Origin of the sequence: Bifidobacterium callitrichos (genome assembly GCF_008698085.1) — a bacterium.
GTDB lineage: Bacteria > Actinomycetota > Actinomycetes > Actinomycetales > Bifidobacteriaceae > Bifidobacterium > Bifidobacterium callitrichos.
Genome location: NZ_RZJP01000001.1, coordinates 356,966 through 374,076 on the forward strand (window position 1 = coordinate 356,966; position 17,111 = coordinate 374,076).

Genomic DNA, 17,111 nt, shown 5'->3' on the forward strand with positions numbered 1-17,111 from the left:
GTCACCTATCCTAGGGCCTATCAGGCGAGTTCCCGTCCGACGCGCAGTGCGGCGTTGACGTAGAAGTTCACGAACGTGGGCAGGGACTCGTCGAGTCCCACGAAGCGGGGGCTGTGCCAATCGGCGCATCCGGGTTCGCCGTTGGAGCCGATGAACGCGAACACGCAACGGGTCGTCTTGGCAAACTCGCAGAAGTCCTCCCCCGCCATGGACGGCCGGATCGGCTCGAGCGAGGCGTAGTCGCGCACGTCCCCGGCGACCGGCAGCGCCAGCGCCGCGTCGGAGACGACCGGATCCTGGAAGTCGTCCCACTCCATGTCGGCGGTGATGCCGAACGCCTCGGCGGTGTGTCCGACGATGGAGCGGAACCGGCGTTCGGCGAGCAGACTGTCCTCCTTGTGGAAGTAGCGCACGGTGCCCTGGAATCCGGCCTCTGCGGGCACGACGTTCCACACGCGTCCGCCGTGCACCTCGGTGATGGAGAACACCAGCGGGTCCAGAGCCGAGATGTTGCGGCTGACGATGGTCTGCAGTTCGAGGATCATGCTCGCCATCGCCTCGATCGGACCGGTGCCCTTGTGCGGATAGCCGGCGTGCGTGCCTTCGGCGTGCAGCGTGACCTGGAAGCGCACGCAGCCCGCCATCATCGGCTCCGTGCCGACGGCGATCTGGCCGGGCGCGTAGTTGGGGTTGTTGTGCGTGCCGATGACTGCGTCCACGTCGTCGAGCAGGCCGGCGTCCATCATCGCCTGGGCTCCCTGTCCGGTCTCCTCGCTCGGCTGGAAGAGGATCTTGATGGACCCGGCGAACCGGTCCCGGTGCGCGGCGAGCCAGAAGGCCGCGCCCAGCAGGCCGGTCATGTGCAGGTCGTGGCCGCAGCCGTGCATGACGCCCTTGTTGACGGATGCGAAGTCGAGGCCGGTGTTCTCGACGATGGGCAGGCCGTCGATGTCCGCGCGCAGCGCGACGCGCGGCCCCGGACCCCCTTCGCCGCGGATCAGCCCGACGACTCCGGTGGGCAGGGGGTTGTCGAGGATCTCCACGCCGTGCTCGCGCAGCTGGTCGACCAGATAGATGCTGGTGTCGAACTCCTTGAAGCTGCGCTCGGGGTGCGCATGCAGGTAGTGGCGGATTGCGATGAGACTTGGATCCAACTCGATATGCTCGGTCATGGCTCCCAAAATACTCCCTTGCGCTCCTGTACACTGGAAGATGATCAACGGGAGGTTTCATCGTGACGACTGCAGGCAGCGACATCAGGGGCGTGTTCTTCGACATCGACGGAACGCTGACGAGCTTCGTCACGCATATCGTCCCGGATTCGACCATCGAGTCGCTGCGCCGTCTGCAGGCCAAGGGGATCAAGGTGTTCATCTGCTCGGGTCGGGCGCCGAGCCACATGACCGTCGTGCTCGACATGATCCCGATCAGATTCGACGGCATCGTCGGCCTCAACGGACAGTACTGCTGCGACGACGACGGGTTCCTCGCCAAGGAGCCGCTCGAAGCCGACGACGTCGCCGCGATCACCGCATGGCTTGACGCCCATCCGGACGTCGTCGCGAACTACTGCGAATCCGACTACGTGTACTTCAATCAGGTGACCGAAACGATGCGCGCCACCTGGCGCCAGCTGGGCCGGACCGCGCCGAAGGTGTTCATCGACGACCCGCATACGCGGCCGCTGACGCATGAGACGTTCCAGATCAGCCCGTACATCGGTCTCGACGAGCAGGTCGAGATCACCTCCCGGTGCCGCAACGTGCAGGGCGTGCGCTGGCATCCCGACTTCGTCGACCTGATTCCGGCCGACGGCGGCAAGCCGGTCGGCATTCGGAAGTTCATGGACCATTACGGCTGGACGCGCGATCAGATCATGGCCTTCGGCGACGGCGGCAACGACACCACGATGCTCGCGTTCGCGGGAATCGGCGTGGCGATGGGCAACGCCACCGAGGAGCCCAAGCAGGCGGCCGACTGGGTGACCGACGACGTCGACCACGACGGCGTGCTCAACGCGCTCAGGCACTTCGGCGTGCTCGACTGAGCGGGATTGCGCCATCTTTCGGGCAATCCCAAGCGTTTCGAAACACGGTCGAAATAACCTCTTATAACCAACGTCGATTACCACGCCGCACGATCTCCCTCCCAACGTCTGTATAGTTACGAGACGACACAGGCGCATGCGCCGTTCGTCATGCGCATCACATGCATCACGCATCGAGAGAGGAAGAATCATGCGTTTCACGAAGACCGCCGCGGCCGCCATCGCCGCAATCACGCTGGCAGCGTTCGGACTGGCCGGATGCGGCAACGCCTCCACCGCCACCAGCTCCGAGGACGACAAGACCATCACCATCGCTGCCAGCCCGACCCCGCACGCCGAGATCCTCAACAAGGCCGTCAAGCCGATCGTCGAGAAGGACGGCTACAAGCTGGAGGTCAAGGAGTTCACCGACTACGTCCAGCCGAACACCGCCACCGAGGACGGCGAGGTCGACGCCAACTACTTCCAGCACAAGCCCTACCTCGACAACTTCAACAAGGAGAAGGGCACGCACCTCGTGTCCGTCGAGACCGTGCACTTCGAGCCGTTCGGCCTGTACCCGGGCAAGACCAAGTCCCTCGACGCACTGGCCGACGGCGCGACCGTCGCCGTGCCGAACGACGCCACCAACGAGGCCCGCGCCCTCCTGCTGCTGCAGGACGCCGGACTGATCGAGCTCAAGAACCCCGAGGACATCAACGCCACGCCGAAGGACATCACCTCCAACCCGAAGAACCTGCAGTTCAAGGAGCTCGAGGCCGCCGTGGTGCCGACCGTCATCAAGGACGTCGACATCGCCGCGCTCAACGGTAACTACGCGATCCAGGCCGGCTTCGACGTGACCAAGGACGCGCTTGAGCTCGAGAAGGCCGACGGTCTGGCCGCGAAGACCTATGCGAACATCCTCGTGGTCAAGGAAGGCAACGAGAACACCGCCAAGACCAAGGAGCTCAAGAAGGCCCTGAACTCCGACGCGGTGCGCGACTACATCAACGACAACTACAAGGGAGCCGTGGTTCCGGTCTTCTGATCGGATCGTTCGGACGCCCATTTGATACGATGCCGCACGGCACGGGACCCATCGGCCCCCGTCTCGTGCGGCATCGCCGCGTCTCCCCCACGACAAGGACTACCCATGATCCAATTCGACCATCTGAAGAAAAGCTATGGCACCGGCGCGGATGCGCACGAGGTGCTGCACGACATCAACCTGACCATCGAGGACGGCGAGGTGTTCGGCTTCCTCGGCTCCTCCGGCGCCGGCAAGTCGACGCTGGTGCGCACGATCAACCTGCTGGAGCGCCCCACCGAGGGCAAGGTGATCATCGACGGCAGGGACGTCTCGCACGTCTCCGGCCACGAATTGGCCGAGCTGCGCACGAAGATCGGCATGATCTTCCAGGACTTCAACCTGTTCCAGCAACGCACCGTGCTGCGCAACGTGACCTTCCCGCTGGAGCTCGCGCACCGCCCGAAGGCCCAGCGCATCGAACGCGGACGTCGACTGCTGCGTCTGGTCGGTCTCGAGGGGTTCGAGGACCGCTACCCCAGTCAGCTGTCCGGCGGCCAGCAGCAGCGCGTCGCCATCGCCCGCGCGCTGGCGAACGAACCGAAGATCATGCTGTGTGACGAGGCGACGAGCGCTCTTGATTCGACGACGACCGTGCAGATCCTCGACCTGCTGCGCCGCATCAACCGCGAGCTCGGCGTGACGCTGGTGATCATCACCCACTCGCTGTCCGTGGCACGCAACATCTGCGACCGCGTGGCGATGATCGACGGCGGCAACATCGTCGAGGTCGGCGAGACCGCGGAGCTGTTCGCACACCCAAAGAGCGACATCCTCAGGACGCTGATCGCCAGCGCGAACGAGCAGAACGGCCGCGACGAACAGCCTGAGGCAGGAAACAACACCGAAGACGACGCCGAGGATGCCGGCACGAGGGAGGATCGCTGACCATGGGACAGGTCGTTTCGCAATTCATCGCCGACTACGGCGAACTGCTGCTCGAGGGTACGCGCGACACGCTCGTCATGACCGCCGTGTCGACGCTGCTCGCCTATGTGCTCGGCATCCCGCTCGGCGTGCTGCTGACCATCACGGGACCGAAGTCGCTGTGGCCGCACCGCGTGCTTAACACGGTGCTCGGCTGGATCGTGAACATCGGACGTTCGATCCCGTTCATCATCCTTCTGGTGGCGATCATCCCGTTCACCCGTCTGATCGTCGGCACGTCGCTCGGCGTCGAGGGCGCGATGGTGCCGCTGGTCATCTCCGCGGCCCCGTTCGTGGCGCGTGTCGTCGAACAGTCCCTCGCGGACGTGGACGGCGGCCTCATCGAGGCGGCGCAGAGCTTCGGCGCGAACAACTGGCAGATCGTCACCAAGGTGCTGCTCTTCGAGAGCCTGCCCTCGCTGGTGCGCGGCGCGGCCATCACGTTCATCAACCTGTTCGGCTACTCGGCCATGGCCGGCACCGTCGGCGCGGGCGGTCTGGGCGACATCGCGATCCGCTACGGATACCAGCGCTACCAGTACGACGTGATGCTCGTGGCCGTGATCCTGTCCGTCGTGCTCGTGCAGGTCATCCAGTCGCTCGGCGACTGGATCGCGCAGCGCATCGACCACCATGCGCGCTGACACGCTGTCGAGTACGTTAGACTGGGGCGTTATGAGCACTATCATCATGCACACCTCCGAAGGTGACATCACGATCAACCTGTTCGACGACAAGGCGCCGGAGACGGTCAAGAACTTCCTCGGCCTCGCCACCGGCGACAAGGAGTGGACGGATCCGTACACCGGCCAGCCCTCCCACGAGAAGTTCTACAACGGGCTGACCTTCCACCGCATCATCAAGGACTTCATGATCCAGGGCGGCTGCCCGCTGGGCAACGGCACCGGTGGTCCCGGCTACGACTTCGACGACGAGATCGACCCGTCGCTGAAGTTCGACCGCCCGTACCTGCTGGCCATGGCGAACGCCGGTCTGCGCCGCGGCATGGACGGCAAGGTCCACGGCACCAACGGCTCGCAGTTCTTCATCACCACCGTGCCGACCCCGTGGCTCGACGGCCATCACACGATCTTCGGCGAGGTCGCGGACGATGACTCGAAGGCCGTGGTCGACAGGCTCGAGGCGCTGCCGACCGATCCGATGGACCGTCCGACCGAACCGGCCGTGATCCTGTCCGTCGACGTGGCCGAGTGACGGTTCGCCTCACCACCAGACGCAACATGGGAACGCCCCCCTGATCCGCTCAAGGATCAGGGGGGCGTTCGATATTACGACCTGTGATCTGCTCTACTTCATCCGGCGCAGACGAGGTTCGGCGGAGTCCTTCGCGCCGGTGATGCGGTAGACGTCGAAGACGCCGTCGATCTTGCGCACGGCCGCGAGCAGCGTGTTGAGATGCTGCGGATCGGCCATCTCGAAGCTGAACTGGCTGGTGGCCACACGATCGGAGCCGGTGGAGATCGAACCGGAGATGATGTTGACGCCATGATCGGAGAGCACGCGCGTCACGTCGGAGAGCAGGTTGCGCCGGTCCAGCGCCTCCACCTGGATCTTGACCATGAACACGCCCTTGGTGCTGGTCCACTCCACCTCGACGACGCGTTCGGACTGTCGCTTCTCAAGATCGATCATGTTCTGGCAGTCGGTGCGATGCACGGACACGCCCTGATTGCGTGTGATGAAGCCGATGATCTTGTCACCGGGCACCGGCATGCAGCACCGGGCCAGCTTGACCCACACATCGCCCACGCCCTTGACGGACACGCCCGACGAGCTGGTGGTCTTCTGGCGGCTCTCCACCGGCTTGAGTGGCAGTGCCTCCTGCTCGATCTCCTCGTCGACCTCGTCGGCGCCCGCATCCTTGACCAGATGGGAGATGACGTTCTGCGTGGAGATCTGGCCATCGCCGATCGCGGCGAACAGACCGTCCGCGTTCGGGAAGTTGAGCTCGTCGGCGACGCCGACCAGCGCCTCCGGGGTCATGAGCGTGTTGATCGGCAGGCTGCGCTTGCGCATGGCGCGCGTCAGCTCGTCACGCCCCTCCTCGATGGCCTCGGTGCGACGCTCCTTGGAGAACCACTGGCGGATCTTGTTGCGTGCCTTCGGGCTTTTGGCGAAGCTCAGCCAATCGCGCGAGGGACCTGCGGTGTCTGACTTCGAGGTGAGGATCTCGACGGTGTCGCCGTTCTCGAGCTTCGTGTCGAGCGGCACGAGACGGCCGTTGACGCGTGCACCCATCGTACGATGGCCGACCTCGGTGTGCACGGCGTACGCGAAGTCGATCGGCGTGGCCGCGGCCGGCAGGGAGATGATCTTGCCCTTCGGCGTGAACACATACACCTCGGCCGAACCGAGATCCTCCTTCAGGGATCCCAGGAACTCGTTGGAGTCGGGCGTCTCGGAGGTCCAGTCGGCGAGCTGCTGGATCCACTTGAGGTTGTCGGCCTCGCTCAGCTCCTGGCTCTCGGAGCCCTCGCGCTTGCGGTCGGACTTGTCCGGCGAGCTCAACGCGCGTCCTGCCTGCCCGTTCTCCTTGTACTTCCAGTGCGCGGCGATGCCGAACTCGGCCCTACGATGCATGTCCCACGTGCGGATCTGGATCTCGACGGGTTTGCCGCCGGGGCCCACCACCGTGGTGTGCAGCGATTGGTACATGTTGAGCTTCGGCATCGCGATGTAGTCCTTGAACCGGCCGGGAACCGGGTTCCACCGCGCATGCACGGCACCAAGCGCCGCATAGCAGTCCTGAATCGAATCGACGATGATGCGCACGCCCACCAGATCGTAGATGTTGGCGAAATCGTGGCCGCGCACGATCATCTTCTGGTAGATGGAGAAGTAGTCCTTCGGGCGTCCGGTCACGTACGCCTTGATGTGCTGGGCGTCGAGATCCTCGTGGATCTCGGCCAGGATCTGCTTGAGGTACACGTCGCGCTGCCCTGCGCGACGAGCTACGAGCACGACGATCTCGTTGTAGATCTTCGGGTAGATGACCTTGAAGCTCAGCTCCTCGAGCTCGGTCTTGATGGCGTTCATGCCGAGGCGATTGGCGAGCGGCGCATACACATCGAGGGTCTCATGCGCCTTCTTGACGGCGCTGGAGGTCTTCACATACCGCCAGGTGCGGGCGTTGTGCACGCGGTCGGCGAGCTTGACGACCAGCACGCGCACATCACGGCTCATCGCCACGACCATCTTGCGGATGGTCTCGGCCTGCGCGGAGTCGCCGTACTCCATCTTGGACAGCTTGGTGACGCCATCGACGAGACCTGTGACGGTGTCACCGAATTCGGAGCGGCACTGGTCGAGCGTGTAATCGGTGTCCTCCACAGTGTCGTGCAGGAGACCCGCGGCGACGACCAACGGACCCATGCCAAGATCGGCGAGGATCTGGGCGACTGCGAGCGGATGGATGATGTACGGCTCGCCGGACTTGCGCCGTTGGGCGGAATGCTGGATGACCGCGCGACGGTAGGCGCGTTCGAGAATGGTCAGATCCTCACCGGGGTGGTGGACACGGCATGCCTGCATGATCGGCAGCAACGGGTTGATCGGATCCGTACTGACCTCGCAACCCAGCTTGCGTGCGGAATCAAACTCCATGTCATCGCCTGCCATGGCCACCTCCCTCGGTTCGTGCTCTCTGGCTCTCTATCCTAACGCGACTCAGGCCACACCCGTGGAGCCGAATCCACGTTCAGCCCTGTCGGAACCGGGAAGGCTCCGCGCGGGAACGAATCTCGCCTCCACATACCGCTGGATGACCAACTGGGCGATGCGATCCCCCACTTCGAAATGCGCGGTGCGCTCGGGATCCAGATTGATGAGCGGCACCTTGATCTCGCCGCGATATCCGGCATCGATGGTGCCGGGCGCATTGAGCACAGTGACGCCCTGCTTGACCGCCAGACCGCTTCTCGGATGGACCAGACCCACGTATCCGTTCGGCAGGGCGATGGCGACGCCGGTGGGTACCAGAGCGCGCTCGAAGGGCTTGAGATCGAACGACTCCGCGGCCCTCAGATCGGCGCCGGCGTCACCGGCATGCGCGTAGCCGAGCGCGGCGAGTTCGGCCGGCTGATCCGGATCGACCGGCTTGACGAGAACCTCGGTGTTCTCCGGCTCATTGTATGCGGGATCGAACGTCATATCAGGCGGCGCACTCCTGGCATACGGGCTGGCCGTCATCCGTCATGTAGGCGAGCTGGCTGCGATGCTTGACCAGGAAGCACTCGGAGCAGATGAACTCGTCACCCTGCATCGGGATGACCGTCACGGAGGAGTCCTCGTTGCTCAGGTCGGCACCCGGCAGCTCGTAGTCCTCGGCAATGGCGTTCTCGTCGTCGTCGATGTCGCTCGAAGAGTTCTGAGAGCTCTTCCCCAGAGCCTGCAGCGATTCCTCGTCCTCGTCCTTGTTACGGGGGGAATCATAATCCTGAGCCATCGCGATCCTTTCGTCTGTGCGTCGCGCGCGTGGGCGCGGACTATTATGACCAGCTGTGTTTACTCGGCATAGGATACACGATTTGAAATACTCGTAAAGTTCGACACGTGGGGCATACTTGAAGAAGTGACCCAAGTTTTACAGAAAGTGGTGCGCGCATGACTGAGGATTCGCCGAGAGGGGCTCGTCTCGACCATGTTTCCGATGCCGGCGACCTGGTCTTCGAGGCGGGGGGCGAGCGTTTCGTCGTCACGGTGGACGATGCGTTGGAGCGTGCGGTTCTCGCGGCGAAGCAGATCCGCATGGAATCACGCAAGCTACGCCAGCCGAGGGCGAACGACGCCCTGCCGATCTCCAAGATCCAGCAGCTTATCCGCGCCGGTGCGGATCCGTCCCAGGTAGCGGAACGCTATGGTCTCGATCAGGCTCTGGTCCGTCGTTTCTCCGCATCGGTGCAGATGGAGAAGCAGTACGCGATCGAGCAGTTCAAGCGCGTGCCCGCACCCAAGGAGAGCCGCGTGCGCACGGTGGAGGACCTCATCTACATGACGCTCTCGCTCGCACGCGTCGACCGCGGTACGCTCGCGTGGCAGGCCACCCGCCGCGGCCACGAGCCCTGGCACATCTCGGCGACGTTCCTCGCCTCCGGACGCAAGGTGCGTGCCGAATGGACGTGGGACATGCACGACAACACCGTGGTATGTCTCAATCCTGCGGCGAAGAAGCTGCTCGGCGAGCAGAACCTCGGACTTGGCGACGTGGACGGACGCCGTCCGGATCTGACGCCGATCATCGCCGAAAACATGACCTCCGCGGCCGGAATGTCCGACGACGTCGACGTTCCCACGGCAGTGGACACCGGCACGGGTACGGCGGAGTCCACGGATGCTGCTTCGGGCACCGGGGATGCAGGCGACGCGGGCAATGCGGATCCGAGTGACCCTCATTCCGGACACGGGACCGCGCAGACGCCGCAGCCTGCCACAATGGGCGACATTCCCGTCATCTCCGTCAAGGCCCCATCCGCCGCCCCGGCCGCCGACGGTGCGGTCGGGGATCTGCCGCCTGTTCCCGATCCCACCGAAGCCGATCTCAGCCGAGTCCCCGCGGCATCGGGAACGGACGCCGACTCCTCCGCCGGTTCGGACGAAAACGGGCAGCCGGCACGCAAGCATCGTACGAGACGCTCCGCGATCCCGAGCTGGGATCAGATCCTGTTCGGAGAGTGACGTCTATGCCACGTCGATCAGACAGGGGATGTCCATCTCCAGCATGGTCTGCGAACCATGCACGCTGGGCAGACGCGTGGCCTTGTCGGATTGGATGCGCGAATCAACCAGTGTGACGGCGCCGGCCGCCTGCACGATGACGTCGCCGAGCATCCGTTCGATACGGGGCTCCACCGGCCCGAACAGTCCGTCGTCGATGGCCTGACGTCTCGTGCGCACCAACGCCCGCTCCCCCAGCCGTTCGCGCCACCGTGCGGCGATGTCCTCCGGCGACTCGTCGCGTTCGGCATACAGCATGAGCGCGCGAGGCTCCCCTCCCACCAATGCGACGCCCTGTGACAACGCCGGTTCAGCTGCGATATCGATGCGTTCGGCAGGATCGGTGGCCACCATGCCGTGATCGGCGACCACGACGATGAGCGTTCCCTTCGGCGCCTCGCGTCGCAGCAGCGCCAGCTGCGCGTCGATGCGTTCGAACGTGCCCACCCACTGCTCGGAGTCCCAGCCGTCGGCGTGCCCGACCTTGTCGGCGTCGCGGATGTACAGGTAGGTCAGGCCAGGCGTGCGCGCCGCCTTCGCGGCCGCGCGCACACGGTCGTTCGGCGTGACGCCGGCTATGTAATCGGAGCCGCGCAGGGCAGCCTCGGTCAGCGGGGAGCCCTTGAACTTGGCCAGTCCCGAGCTGGTGACGCGCACATGCTCGGCAGCGAGGCGCTCGAAGACGGTGGGTTCGCGCTGCAGATCATGTGGGTCGATGACGGGACCGGTCTTCTCGCTCTCCGCCTTGGGCAGCAGCGGATCCTTGAACTGGATCAGCTGGATGATCCTTCCGCTTTCCGGTTCGAGCTGCGTGTATCCGGCCATGCCGGTCAGCCCCGGGCAGGTGCCGGTACCGAACGTGGCCATCGCGGCCACGGTGGTGCTGGGCGCGCAGGTGGAGATCGGACGCTGGTTGGCGTGCTCCTTCATCAGCGAACGCAGGTAGGGGGCGTGGCCGAGCCTCATGTTGAGATTCCAGTAGCCGAGTCCGTCGACGAGCACGACGATCGCGGAGGTCGCGTCAGGCAGTCCGAGCGCATGCTGCAACACCGCCGGATCGGCGTGCACGCGCGTCGGAACCGGATGTCCGATCGCCGAAGACAGAGCCGGCAGCACGGCGGACAGATGCAGCGCGCCACCACGCCGGTCCGTGGCGACGTTCGTGTCCTCCCCTGGTTCCTGCGGCGTCCAGTCGCCGTATCCTGCGGTCGGGGTCAATCGCAGCAGTTCGCTCATCTGCGGCACATCCACACTCATAGGGTTTCAGTGTAATCGCCGTTCGTCATCTTCCTGCTGTTATTATGGTGCGGGTTTGTTTTTCCAAGGAGTCCGCACATATGGCATCGCATCGTAGGAACACCACTTCGGCATATGATCCTCGCACGGTCAAGGAGCATATCGTCGAGACGCCGTTGAACGAGGAGATGAGCAAGTCGTTCCTCGAGTACGCGTATTCGGTGATCTATGCGCGTGCGCTTCCGGATGCCAGGGACGGTCTCAAGCCGGTGCAGCGCCGCATCATCTATCAGATGGGACAGATGAACCTCACGCCGGACCGTCCATACATGAAGTCGGCGCGCGTGGTCGGCGAGGTGATGGGTAAGCTGCACCCGCATGGCGATTCGGCGATCTACGAGGCGATGGTCCGTCTCGCGCAGCCGTTCGCGATGCGGCTTCCGCTGGTCGACGGCCACGGCAACTTCGGTTCGCTCGACGACGGGCCGGCCGCCTCCCGTTACACCGAGGCGAGACTCGGGCCCGCGGCTCTCGCGATGAATGCGGACATAGACGAGGATACGGTCGATTTCACGCCGAACTACGACAACAAGCTCAAGGAGCCGACCGTACTGCCGTCGGCCATTCCGAACCTGCTGGTCAACGGCGGATCGGGCATCGCCGTGGGCATGGCCACGAACATGGCCACGCATAATCTGGGCGAGGTGGTGGCCGCCGCCAAGCATCTGATGGCTCATCCGGACGCCACGCTGGAGGAGCTGATGCGCTACGTGCCGGGCCCGGATTGGCCGGGCGGCGGCATCGTGATCGGACGCGACGGCATCCGCGAGGCGTACGAGACGGGCCGTGGCACGCTCACCACGCGTTCGAAGACGCATATCGAGAACGTGACGGCGCGCAAGAAGGCCATCGTGGTCACGGAGCTGCCGTTCATGGTTGGCCCCGAGCGCGTGCTGGAACGCATCTCCGAAGGCGTGAAGTCACGCAAGCTGGAGGGCATCACCGGCGCCATCGATCTGACCGACCGTCACAACGGCACGCGTATCGTCATCGAGATCAAGACCGGCTACGACCCGGATGCGGTGCTCGCGCAGCTGTTCCGTCACACGCCGCTGCAGGACAACTTCACCATCAACAACGTGGCGCTGGTCGATGGCCGCCCGCACACGATGGGGCTGAAGGAACTGCTTCAGGTGTGGGTGGAGCATCGCCGCGTGGTGGTGCGCCGACGCAGCGAGTTCCGCCGCAGGAAGGCGCTGGAGCGTCTGCACCTGGTCGAGGGACTGCTGCTCGCGATGGTGGACATCGACGAGGTCATCCAGGTGATCCGCTCCTCCGACGACGCCGATGCGGCGAAGAACCGGCTCATGGCCGTGTTCGATCTGGACGAGGTGCAGGCCCAGTACATTCTGGATCTGCGTCTGCGTCGTCTGACGCGTATGAGCCGCATCGAGCTGGAGGCGGAGCGCGACGATCTCAAGCAGCGGATCGAGGAGCTGGAGCGCATCCTCGCCTCCGCCGAGGAGCTGGATCGCGTGGTCGTCGACGAGATGGACCAGACGGTCACGCAGTATGGGACGCCGCGCCGTACCGTACTGCTCGACGAGGGACCCGACGGCTCTCTGGTGCCAGTGGTCGCCAAGGGCGATGACTCCGGTCTGGCCCGTGCCGCGTTGGAGGCGGCGCAGGCGGCGACGAGTCTGACATCCGTGCAGGCCGATGTCGCCGCCGCGAACGCGGCCATGAAGGCCGGCGAGACCGAGGCCGCCGCGGCAGCGCTGCAGATCGAGGACGAGCCATGCGTGGTGATGATGAGCGCCACCGGTCTGATCGCGCGGGCCACGCCGTCCGCGATGGACGTGTACGAGTCGCGTTCGGTGTCCGACAAGCGGGTGAGCGACGACCAGATCACGACGATCTTCACCACGTCGACCCGTGCCACCTATGCGCTGATCACCTCCGCCGGACGTCTGGTGCTCGCCCACGTGGCCGACCTGCCGGCGTTGCCGCCATCGCAGACGCTGAGCGTGACGGGAGGCGTGAAGGCCGACGAGCTGATCGGCATGACCGAGTCGACCGATCCGATCGACGGCGAGCACGTGGTTTCGGCGATCGCGATGACGCCTCACGAGGAGGGCGGTGAACTGCCTCCTCTGGCGCTCGGCACGCGCGGCGGCGTGATCAAGCGCTGGAACCGCGAGGCGCCGACGACGATGGATTCGTGGCCGGTCATCGATCTCAAGGACGGCGACGAGGTGCTGCTCGCGGCCCCGGCCGCGGACGAGGATCGTCTGGTGTTCGTCTCCTCCGATTCCTCGCTGCTCACCTTCGAGGCCGGCAACGTGCGTCCGCAGGGTCGTACGGCCGGAGGCATGGCCGGCATCCGTCTGGCCGAGGGCGCGCATGTGGCCGCGTTCAACGTGGTTCCCGCCGGCAAGGTCGCGTGGACGTATGAGGAGGGCGAGAACGGTCTGACCGCCGCCTCGGGTGCGGTGGTGCTCACCGTGGCCGGTGACGCGGACGCGCTGCCCGGCACCGAGAACGGCTCGGCGAAGGTGACCCCGCTGGAGATGTACCCGACCAAGGGCCGTGCGACGGGCGGCGTGCGCTCGCAGCGCTTCCTCAAGGGTCAGAACACGCTGATTCTCGCATGGGTGGGTCTCTACCCGCTGCATGCCTCTTCCGAGTCAGGCTCCCCCGTCGAACTGCCCAAGCCCGACATGCGTCGCGACGGCTCAGGCGTGGACCTGACCGCCCCGATCGCGATCATCGGCTGAAGGCTGCCGTCAATAGGTGTTGTTCGCCGGGCAGCTCCCCTTGTCAGAGGATCTGTCTGGCGAAGCATCCCTGAGTGATAGTTCAACGGCGACGGGAGACTGCTCAATGAGTTCTACAACAGCGAGCATGGGCAGAGCTGACGGATAGGTGGAACCGCATGTCTGAAGCCGCATGTCTCGCATGCGACTAACGGTTACCGAACGGGTCTAGCATCATACGCAACGGCGTACGCATTCGACGCGTACACCGCGGGCATGACACATACGCGAAATATGCGAAAGGCGGGTTCAGCCATGAAGATGCTCACCGTAGGACCGAAGGACATCTACCAGTTCGCCACGGTCAAGGAGTTCGCCGAGGAGTTCGAACTCGGACCGCGTGATCTGGTCGTCACCATCGGCATGATCCATGACGCGTTCGTGAAACCGTATCTGAATGGCGCGAACGTGCTGCTCGTCGACAAGTACGGCAATCAGGAGCCGACCGATGTGATGATCGATGCGATCATCACCGATGCGAAGACGTTCGACTACGACCGCATCGTCGCGATCGGCGGCGGCGCGGTGATGGACATGTCGAAGATCGTGGCCGTGGCCGGTGGCGCGTCGATCGACGAGGTCATCGACCATCTGCCCGACTTCACGCGTACCGTCGGACTCGTGCTCGTACCCACCACCTGCGGCACGGGCAGCGAGGTGACCGAGATCGCGGCCATCAACCGCACACGTCTCGGCTGCAAGGCGGGCATCGCCAGCGCGCAAATGTTCGCCGACCATGCGGTGCTCATCCCGGAGCTGCTGTACGGCCTGCCTGACCACGTGTTCATGACGAGCTCACTGGACGCGATCGTGCATTCCGTCGAATCCACACTGTCACCGAACGCGACACCGTACACGCGTCTGTTCGGCTATGAGGCAATGCGCATGATCGTAAGCGGCTATCAGGCGATCGTCGCCGCCGGCGGTCCAGACGGCGATGCGCAGGCCCGGCGTGTGAAGCGCAACGAGCTGATGAACGACTTTCTCATCGCCTCCGACTACGCGGGCATCAGCTTCGACACCGGCGGTTGCGCGGCCGTGCATGCATTGAGCTACCAGCTGGGAGGCAAGTACCATGTGCCGCATGGCGAATCGAACTATGCGATGTTCACCGGCGTGCTGCGAAGCTACATGGAGATCAAGCCGGACGGGGAGATCGCGAAGCTCAACGGCGTGCTCGCCGGACTGCTTGGCTGCAACGTGGCCGACGTGTACGACGAGTTGGAGAAACTCATCAACCAGCTGCTGCCGAAGAAGGCGCTGCACGAGTACGGCGTGACCCGCGAGGACCTGCCGGAGTTCACCGAACGGGTGATGACCACGCAGGGGCGTCTCATGCGCAACAACTACGTGCCGCTCGACGCAGCCCGTGTGCGCAAGATCTTCGAGGAGCTGTACTGAACCGGATCGATACGAAGGAAAACGTACGAGAAACCGCGTCCGCCTAAGCAACAGGAGCGACCAGCCCTGAGCACACAGGCCCCGGAGTACCTCCGAAGTCGCCGGCTTCGGCGTCATCCGCGCATTCGTCCAACATGTCATCAGTGGCCAAACGGCCACCCTTAACGACAAAAGCCGTGAAACGACACTACACTAAACCCATGAAACCCACGAAAACAGAGAAAACTGACACCTCGTATCCGAATGACGAATATCCGAATGACGAACACAGGTGGCCGAAACCGAAACGGCTTGAAAGCACCGGATCCGCCGCCAATACCAAGGTCTTCGCCCGGAACAGCCGACGCGCCATGCCGTTCAAGGCCACCGGGCACAAGGGAGGCATCAGCTTCCGGTGACTCGTTTCGCTCCCTGCGTCGACCGTCCTGTCAACCGAAGAGCCTGACGCATATCCATGACACCGGCCTCGGCCTCCCACAGCCTCGCGTCGTATACTGAGCCACCATCGCGCACTTCCAGTTCCAGACCGGTGCGCGCAATCGAATACCAGTGGAGCGCCCGCTCATAGTCCAACATACATCCGCGTGCGTTTGCGTACGCCCGTGCAAGACGTAGCGCTACGCTCCCCCAGATGCGCGGCGTACCATCACGACCGTATCGGTACGCTCTCAGGAACATGTCAAGAGCCTTGGCGTAGTCGATCTCGCATCCCCTGCCTTCGGAAAGCATATCACCGAGTTTGTAGCAACCTTCGGCGATACCGGCTTCGGCTGCGTGACGGAAGCACTCATACGCCAATACATCCGTATCCGGCTTGGGCGGCACTTCGCCGAAGGTATCGAAATACGAGCGATAGTACTCCCCCTCGCACCGGTCATAGGCGTACACATAGCCAAGGCAGAGCCAGCCGATCGGGTTACCACGGCCCGCCGCATGCCGGTACAGGATTTCGGCGGCCTTGAAGCAGTCAATACGCAGCTGATGGTCCTCTGCCGATGGCGAGAGACCGAAGAGACGGGATTATGACCCCGCGACGACATCACGGCTACTACACTGGTCAGCAGGAGGCGAATCATGAGACTTCTGGTGGCGGTAGGCGATACGGCGTTGTCCCATGCGATTCAGGGGACGCTCAGCAATGCCCGGTATACGGTGACGGCGATCGATCCGAAAAGTCTGGTCTCCCCCGCTTTGGCGTCCGAAACCGTCATCTCGGTGCTTCACAAGCATGCCGCGGACCCGGATGAGGGGCCGTTCGACATCGCGATTCTCGGTTCGCCGGATCTGGTGGCGGCCGTGAAGTCGGCCCAGCCGTCGATCAGAACCCTGCTGCTCGCCACCACCACCCTGCATGGCACCGCAGCCGATGCCGCACGTATGGCCTCCGCACGTGCCAATGCGGCCCTCGATTCGACCGGCGACGAAGATGGCCATCCGTCCGATCAGTCGTCCGATCAGCCCATTGTCACGGCAAAACCGGATGCCACGCTGCGCCTGCCGTTCTCCGATACGGAGCTGCTCTCCTATGTGGAGCTGCTTGCTCGTGATTCCGCAGGAGCCGGCCCGGAGACGATGATGATCCGCGGCGATCTGACGTTGGATCTGACGAGTCGAAAGGCGTATTTCGCCAGTACGCACAAGGCGATGCCGTTGTCCCGTTTGGAATTCGACATCCTCGAGACGCTGGTGAGGGCGCGAGGACGGTTCGTCGGTCTCGACGAATTGCAGCATTCCGCGGGCGGATCGTACTTCACGCAGGAGGGGCTGGTCCGCCGAGGCGTCGAATCACTGGATCGCAAACTGCGCAACGCCGGTCTTGCCCTGACCAAGCGCGACGACTGGTATCGCGTGCTGTAGACACTGTGCCGCAGACCCTGCACGA

General features: G+C 64.1%; 15 protein-coding genes. 9 read left to right on the top strand and 6 right to left on the bottom strand.

The genetic code is table 11. From position 1 onward, the window contains the following. Window positions 1-20: 20 nt before the first annotated feature. On the bottom strand, window positions 21-1,172 hold the full coding sequence (locus EMB92_RS01670) for a M20 metallopeptidase family protein (RefSeq protein ID WP_150393569.1): 1,152 nt from the start codon (window positions 1,170-1,172) through the stop codon (window positions 21-23). Between the two features lie 59 nt (window positions 1,173-1,231). On the opposite strand from EMB92_RS01670, the gene EMB92_RS01675 reads away from it, so the two are divergent. The 5 genes from EMB92_RS01675 (at window position 1,232) to EMB92_RS01695 (ending at window position 5,258) form a co-directional block, all read left to right on the top strand. Further along, the gene (locus EMB92_RS01675; protein WP_150393570.1) at window positions 1,232-2,047 is read left to right on the top strand and encodes a Cof-type HAD-IIB family hydrolase; all 816 of its coding nucleotides are present in this window, start codon (window positions 1,232-1,234) and stop codon (window positions 2,045-2,047) included. A gap of 190 nt (window positions 2,048-2,237) precedes the next feature. Then, window positions 2,238-3,077: a MetQ/NlpA family ABC transporter substrate-binding protein gene (locus EMB92_RS01680; protein WP_140444779.1), complete on the top strand. Its 840-nt coding sequence runs from the start codon at window positions 2,238-2,240 to the stop codon at window positions 3,075-3,077. Window positions 3,078-3,182: 105 nt separating this feature from the next. Continuing rightward, the gene (locus EMB92_RS01685; RefSeq protein WP_150393571.1) at window positions 3,183-4,004 is read left to right on the top strand and encodes a methionine ABC transporter ATP-binding protein; all 822 of its coding nucleotides are present in this window, start codon (window positions 3,183-3,185) and stop codon (window positions 4,002-4,004) included. 2 nt (window positions 4,005-4,006) lie between these two features. Further along, window positions 4,007-4,687 (top strand): methionine ABC transporter permease, encoded by a 681-nt coding sequence (locus tag EMB92_RS01690; protein ID WP_150393572.1) that lies wholly within the window; start codon window positions 4,007-4,009, stop codon window positions 4,685-4,687. A gap of 31 nt (window positions 4,688-4,718) precedes the next feature. After that, window positions 4,719-5,258: a peptidylprolyl isomerase gene (locus EMB92_RS01695; protein WP_043163874.1), complete on the top strand. Its 540-nt coding sequence runs from the start codon at window positions 4,719-4,721 to the stop codon at window positions 5,256-5,258. A gap of 93 nt (window positions 5,259-5,351) precedes the next feature. On the opposite strand, the gene EMB92_RS01700 is transcribed toward EMB92_RS01695, so the two are convergent. Genes EMB92_RS01700 through EMB92_RS01710 form a run of 3 tightly spaced genes read right to left on the bottom strand, consistent with a single transcriptional unit; the run spans window position 5,352 to window position 8,508 of the window. Next, window positions 5,352-7,682, bottom strand: coding sequence for a RelA/SpoT family protein (locus tag EMB92_RS01700; RefSeq protein WP_043163872.1), 2,331 nt, complete (start codon window positions 7,680-7,682; stop codon window positions 5,352-5,354). Between the two features lie 48 nt (window positions 7,683-7,730). Beyond that, a complete protein-coding gene (gene dut / locus EMB92_RS01705) occupies window positions 7,731-8,213 on the bottom strand; it encodes a dUTP diphosphatase (RefSeq protein ID WP_043163870.1) in 483 nt (160 codons plus the stop codon). A 1-nt stretch (window position 8,214) separates the two neighbouring features. Further along, window positions 8,215-8,508 (bottom strand): DUF4193 domain-containing protein, encoded by a 294-nt coding sequence (locus tag EMB92_RS01710; RefSeq protein WP_043163868.1) that lies wholly within the window; start codon window positions 8,506-8,508, stop codon window positions 8,215-8,217. A 158-nt stretch (window positions 8,509-8,666) separates the two neighbouring features. On the opposite strand from EMB92_RS01710, the gene sepH reads away from it, so the two are divergent. After that, the gene (gene sepH, locus EMB92_RS01715) at window positions 8,667-9,737 is read left to right on the top strand and encodes a septation protein SepH (RefSeq protein ID WP_043163867.1); all 1,071 of its coding nucleotides are present in this window, start codon (window positions 8,667-8,669) and stop codon (window positions 9,735-9,737) included. 3 nt (window positions 9,738-9,740) lie between these two features. Here the strand turns inward: sepH and EMB92_RS01720 are convergent, their stop codons facing one another. Then, on the bottom strand, window positions 9,741-11,033 hold the full coding sequence (locus EMB92_RS01720; RefSeq protein ID WP_043163865.1) for an alkaline phosphatase family protein: 1,293 nt from the start codon (window positions 11,031-11,033) through the stop codon (window positions 9,741-9,743). A gap of 80 nt (window positions 11,034-11,113) precedes the next feature. Between EMB92_RS01720 and EMB92_RS01725 the strand changes: the two genes are divergently transcribed. Continuing rightward, window positions 11,114-13,789, top strand: coding sequence for a DNA gyrase/topoisomerase IV subunit A (locus EMB92_RS01725; RefSeq protein WP_140444773.1), 2,676 nt, complete (start codon window positions 11,114-11,116; stop codon window positions 13,787-13,789). A 294-nt stretch (window positions 13,790-14,083) separates the two neighbouring features. After that, a complete protein-coding gene (locus tag EMB92_RS01730; protein ID WP_150393573.1) occupies window positions 14,084-15,229 on the top strand; it encodes a 4-hydroxybutyrate dehydrogenase in 1,146 nt (381 codons plus the stop codon). 384 nt (window positions 15,230-15,613) lie between these two features. Here the strand turns inward: EMB92_RS01730 and EMB92_RS11595 are convergent, their stop codons facing one another. Then, window positions 15,614-16,117: a tetratricopeptide repeat protein gene (locus tag EMB92_RS11595; protein ID WP_223847509.1), complete on the bottom strand. Its 504-nt coding sequence runs from the start codon at window positions 16,115-16,117 to the stop codon at window positions 15,614-15,616. Window positions 16,118-16,303: 186 nt separating this feature from the next. Here EMB92_RS11595 and EMB92_RS01740 point away from each other — a divergent pair, with 186 nt between their 5' ends. After that, entirely contained in the window at window positions 16,304-17,086 is a 783-nt protein-coding gene (locus EMB92_RS01740; RefSeq protein ID WP_150393574.1) for a response regulator transcription factor, read from the top strand. The last annotated feature ends 25 nt before the right edge of the window (window positions 17,087-17,111 follow it).

What these genes read in the sequence shown, in the direction of transcription:
- EMB92_RS01670 (WP_150393569.1), bottom strand. Translation starts at nt 1,172, where the DNA reads ATGACCGAGCATATCGAGTTGGATCCAAGTCTCATCGCAATCCGCCAC.
- EMB92_RS01680 (WP_140444779.1), top strand. Translation starts at nt 2,238, where the DNA reads ATGCGTTTCACGAAGACCGCCGCGGCCGCCATCGCCGCAATCACGCTG.
- EMB92_RS01685 (WP_150393571.1), top strand. Translation starts at nt 3,183, where the DNA reads ATGATCCAATTCGACCATCTGAAGAAAAGCTATGGCACCGGCGCGGAT.
- EMB92_RS01690 (WP_150393572.1), top strand. Translation starts at nt 4,007, where the DNA reads ATGGGACAGGTCGTTTCGCAATTCATCGCCGACTACGGCGAACTGCTG.
- EMB92_RS01695 (WP_043163874.1), top strand. Translation starts at nt 4,719, where the DNA reads ATGAGCACTATCATCATGCACACCTCCGAAGGTGACATCACGATCAAC.
- EMB92_RS01700 (WP_043163872.1), bottom strand. Translation starts at nt 7,682, where the DNA reads ATGGCAGGCGATGACATGGAGTTTGATTCCGCACGCAAGCTGGGTTGC.
- dut (WP_043163870.1), bottom strand. Translation starts at nt 8,213, where the DNA reads ATGACGTTCGATCCCGCATACAATGAGCCGGAGAACACCGAGGTTCTC.
- EMB92_RS01710 (WP_043163868.1), bottom strand. Translation starts at nt 8,508, where the DNA reads ATGGCTCAGGATTATGATTCCCCCCGTAACAAGGACGAGGACGAGGAA.
- sepH (WP_043163867.1), top strand. Translation starts at nt 8,667, where the DNA reads ATGACTGAGGATTCGCCGAGAGGGGCTCGTCTCGACCATGTTTCCGAT.
- EMB92_RS01720 (WP_043163865.1), bottom strand. Translation starts at nt 11,033, where the DNA reads ATGAGTGTGGATGTGCCGCAGATGAGCGAACTGCTGCGATTGACCCCG.
- EMB92_RS01725 (WP_140444773.1), top strand. Translation starts at nt 11,114, where the DNA reads ATGGCATCGCATCGTAGGAACACCACTTCGGCATATGATCCTCGCACG.
- EMB92_RS01730 (WP_150393573.1), top strand. Translation starts at nt 14,084, where the DNA reads ATGAAGATGCTCACCGTAGGACCGAAGGACATCTACCAGTTCGCCACG.
- EMB92_RS01740 (WP_150393574.1), top strand. Translation starts at nt 16,304, where the DNA reads ATGAGACTTCTGGTGGCGGTAGGCGATACGGCGTTGTCCCATGCGATT.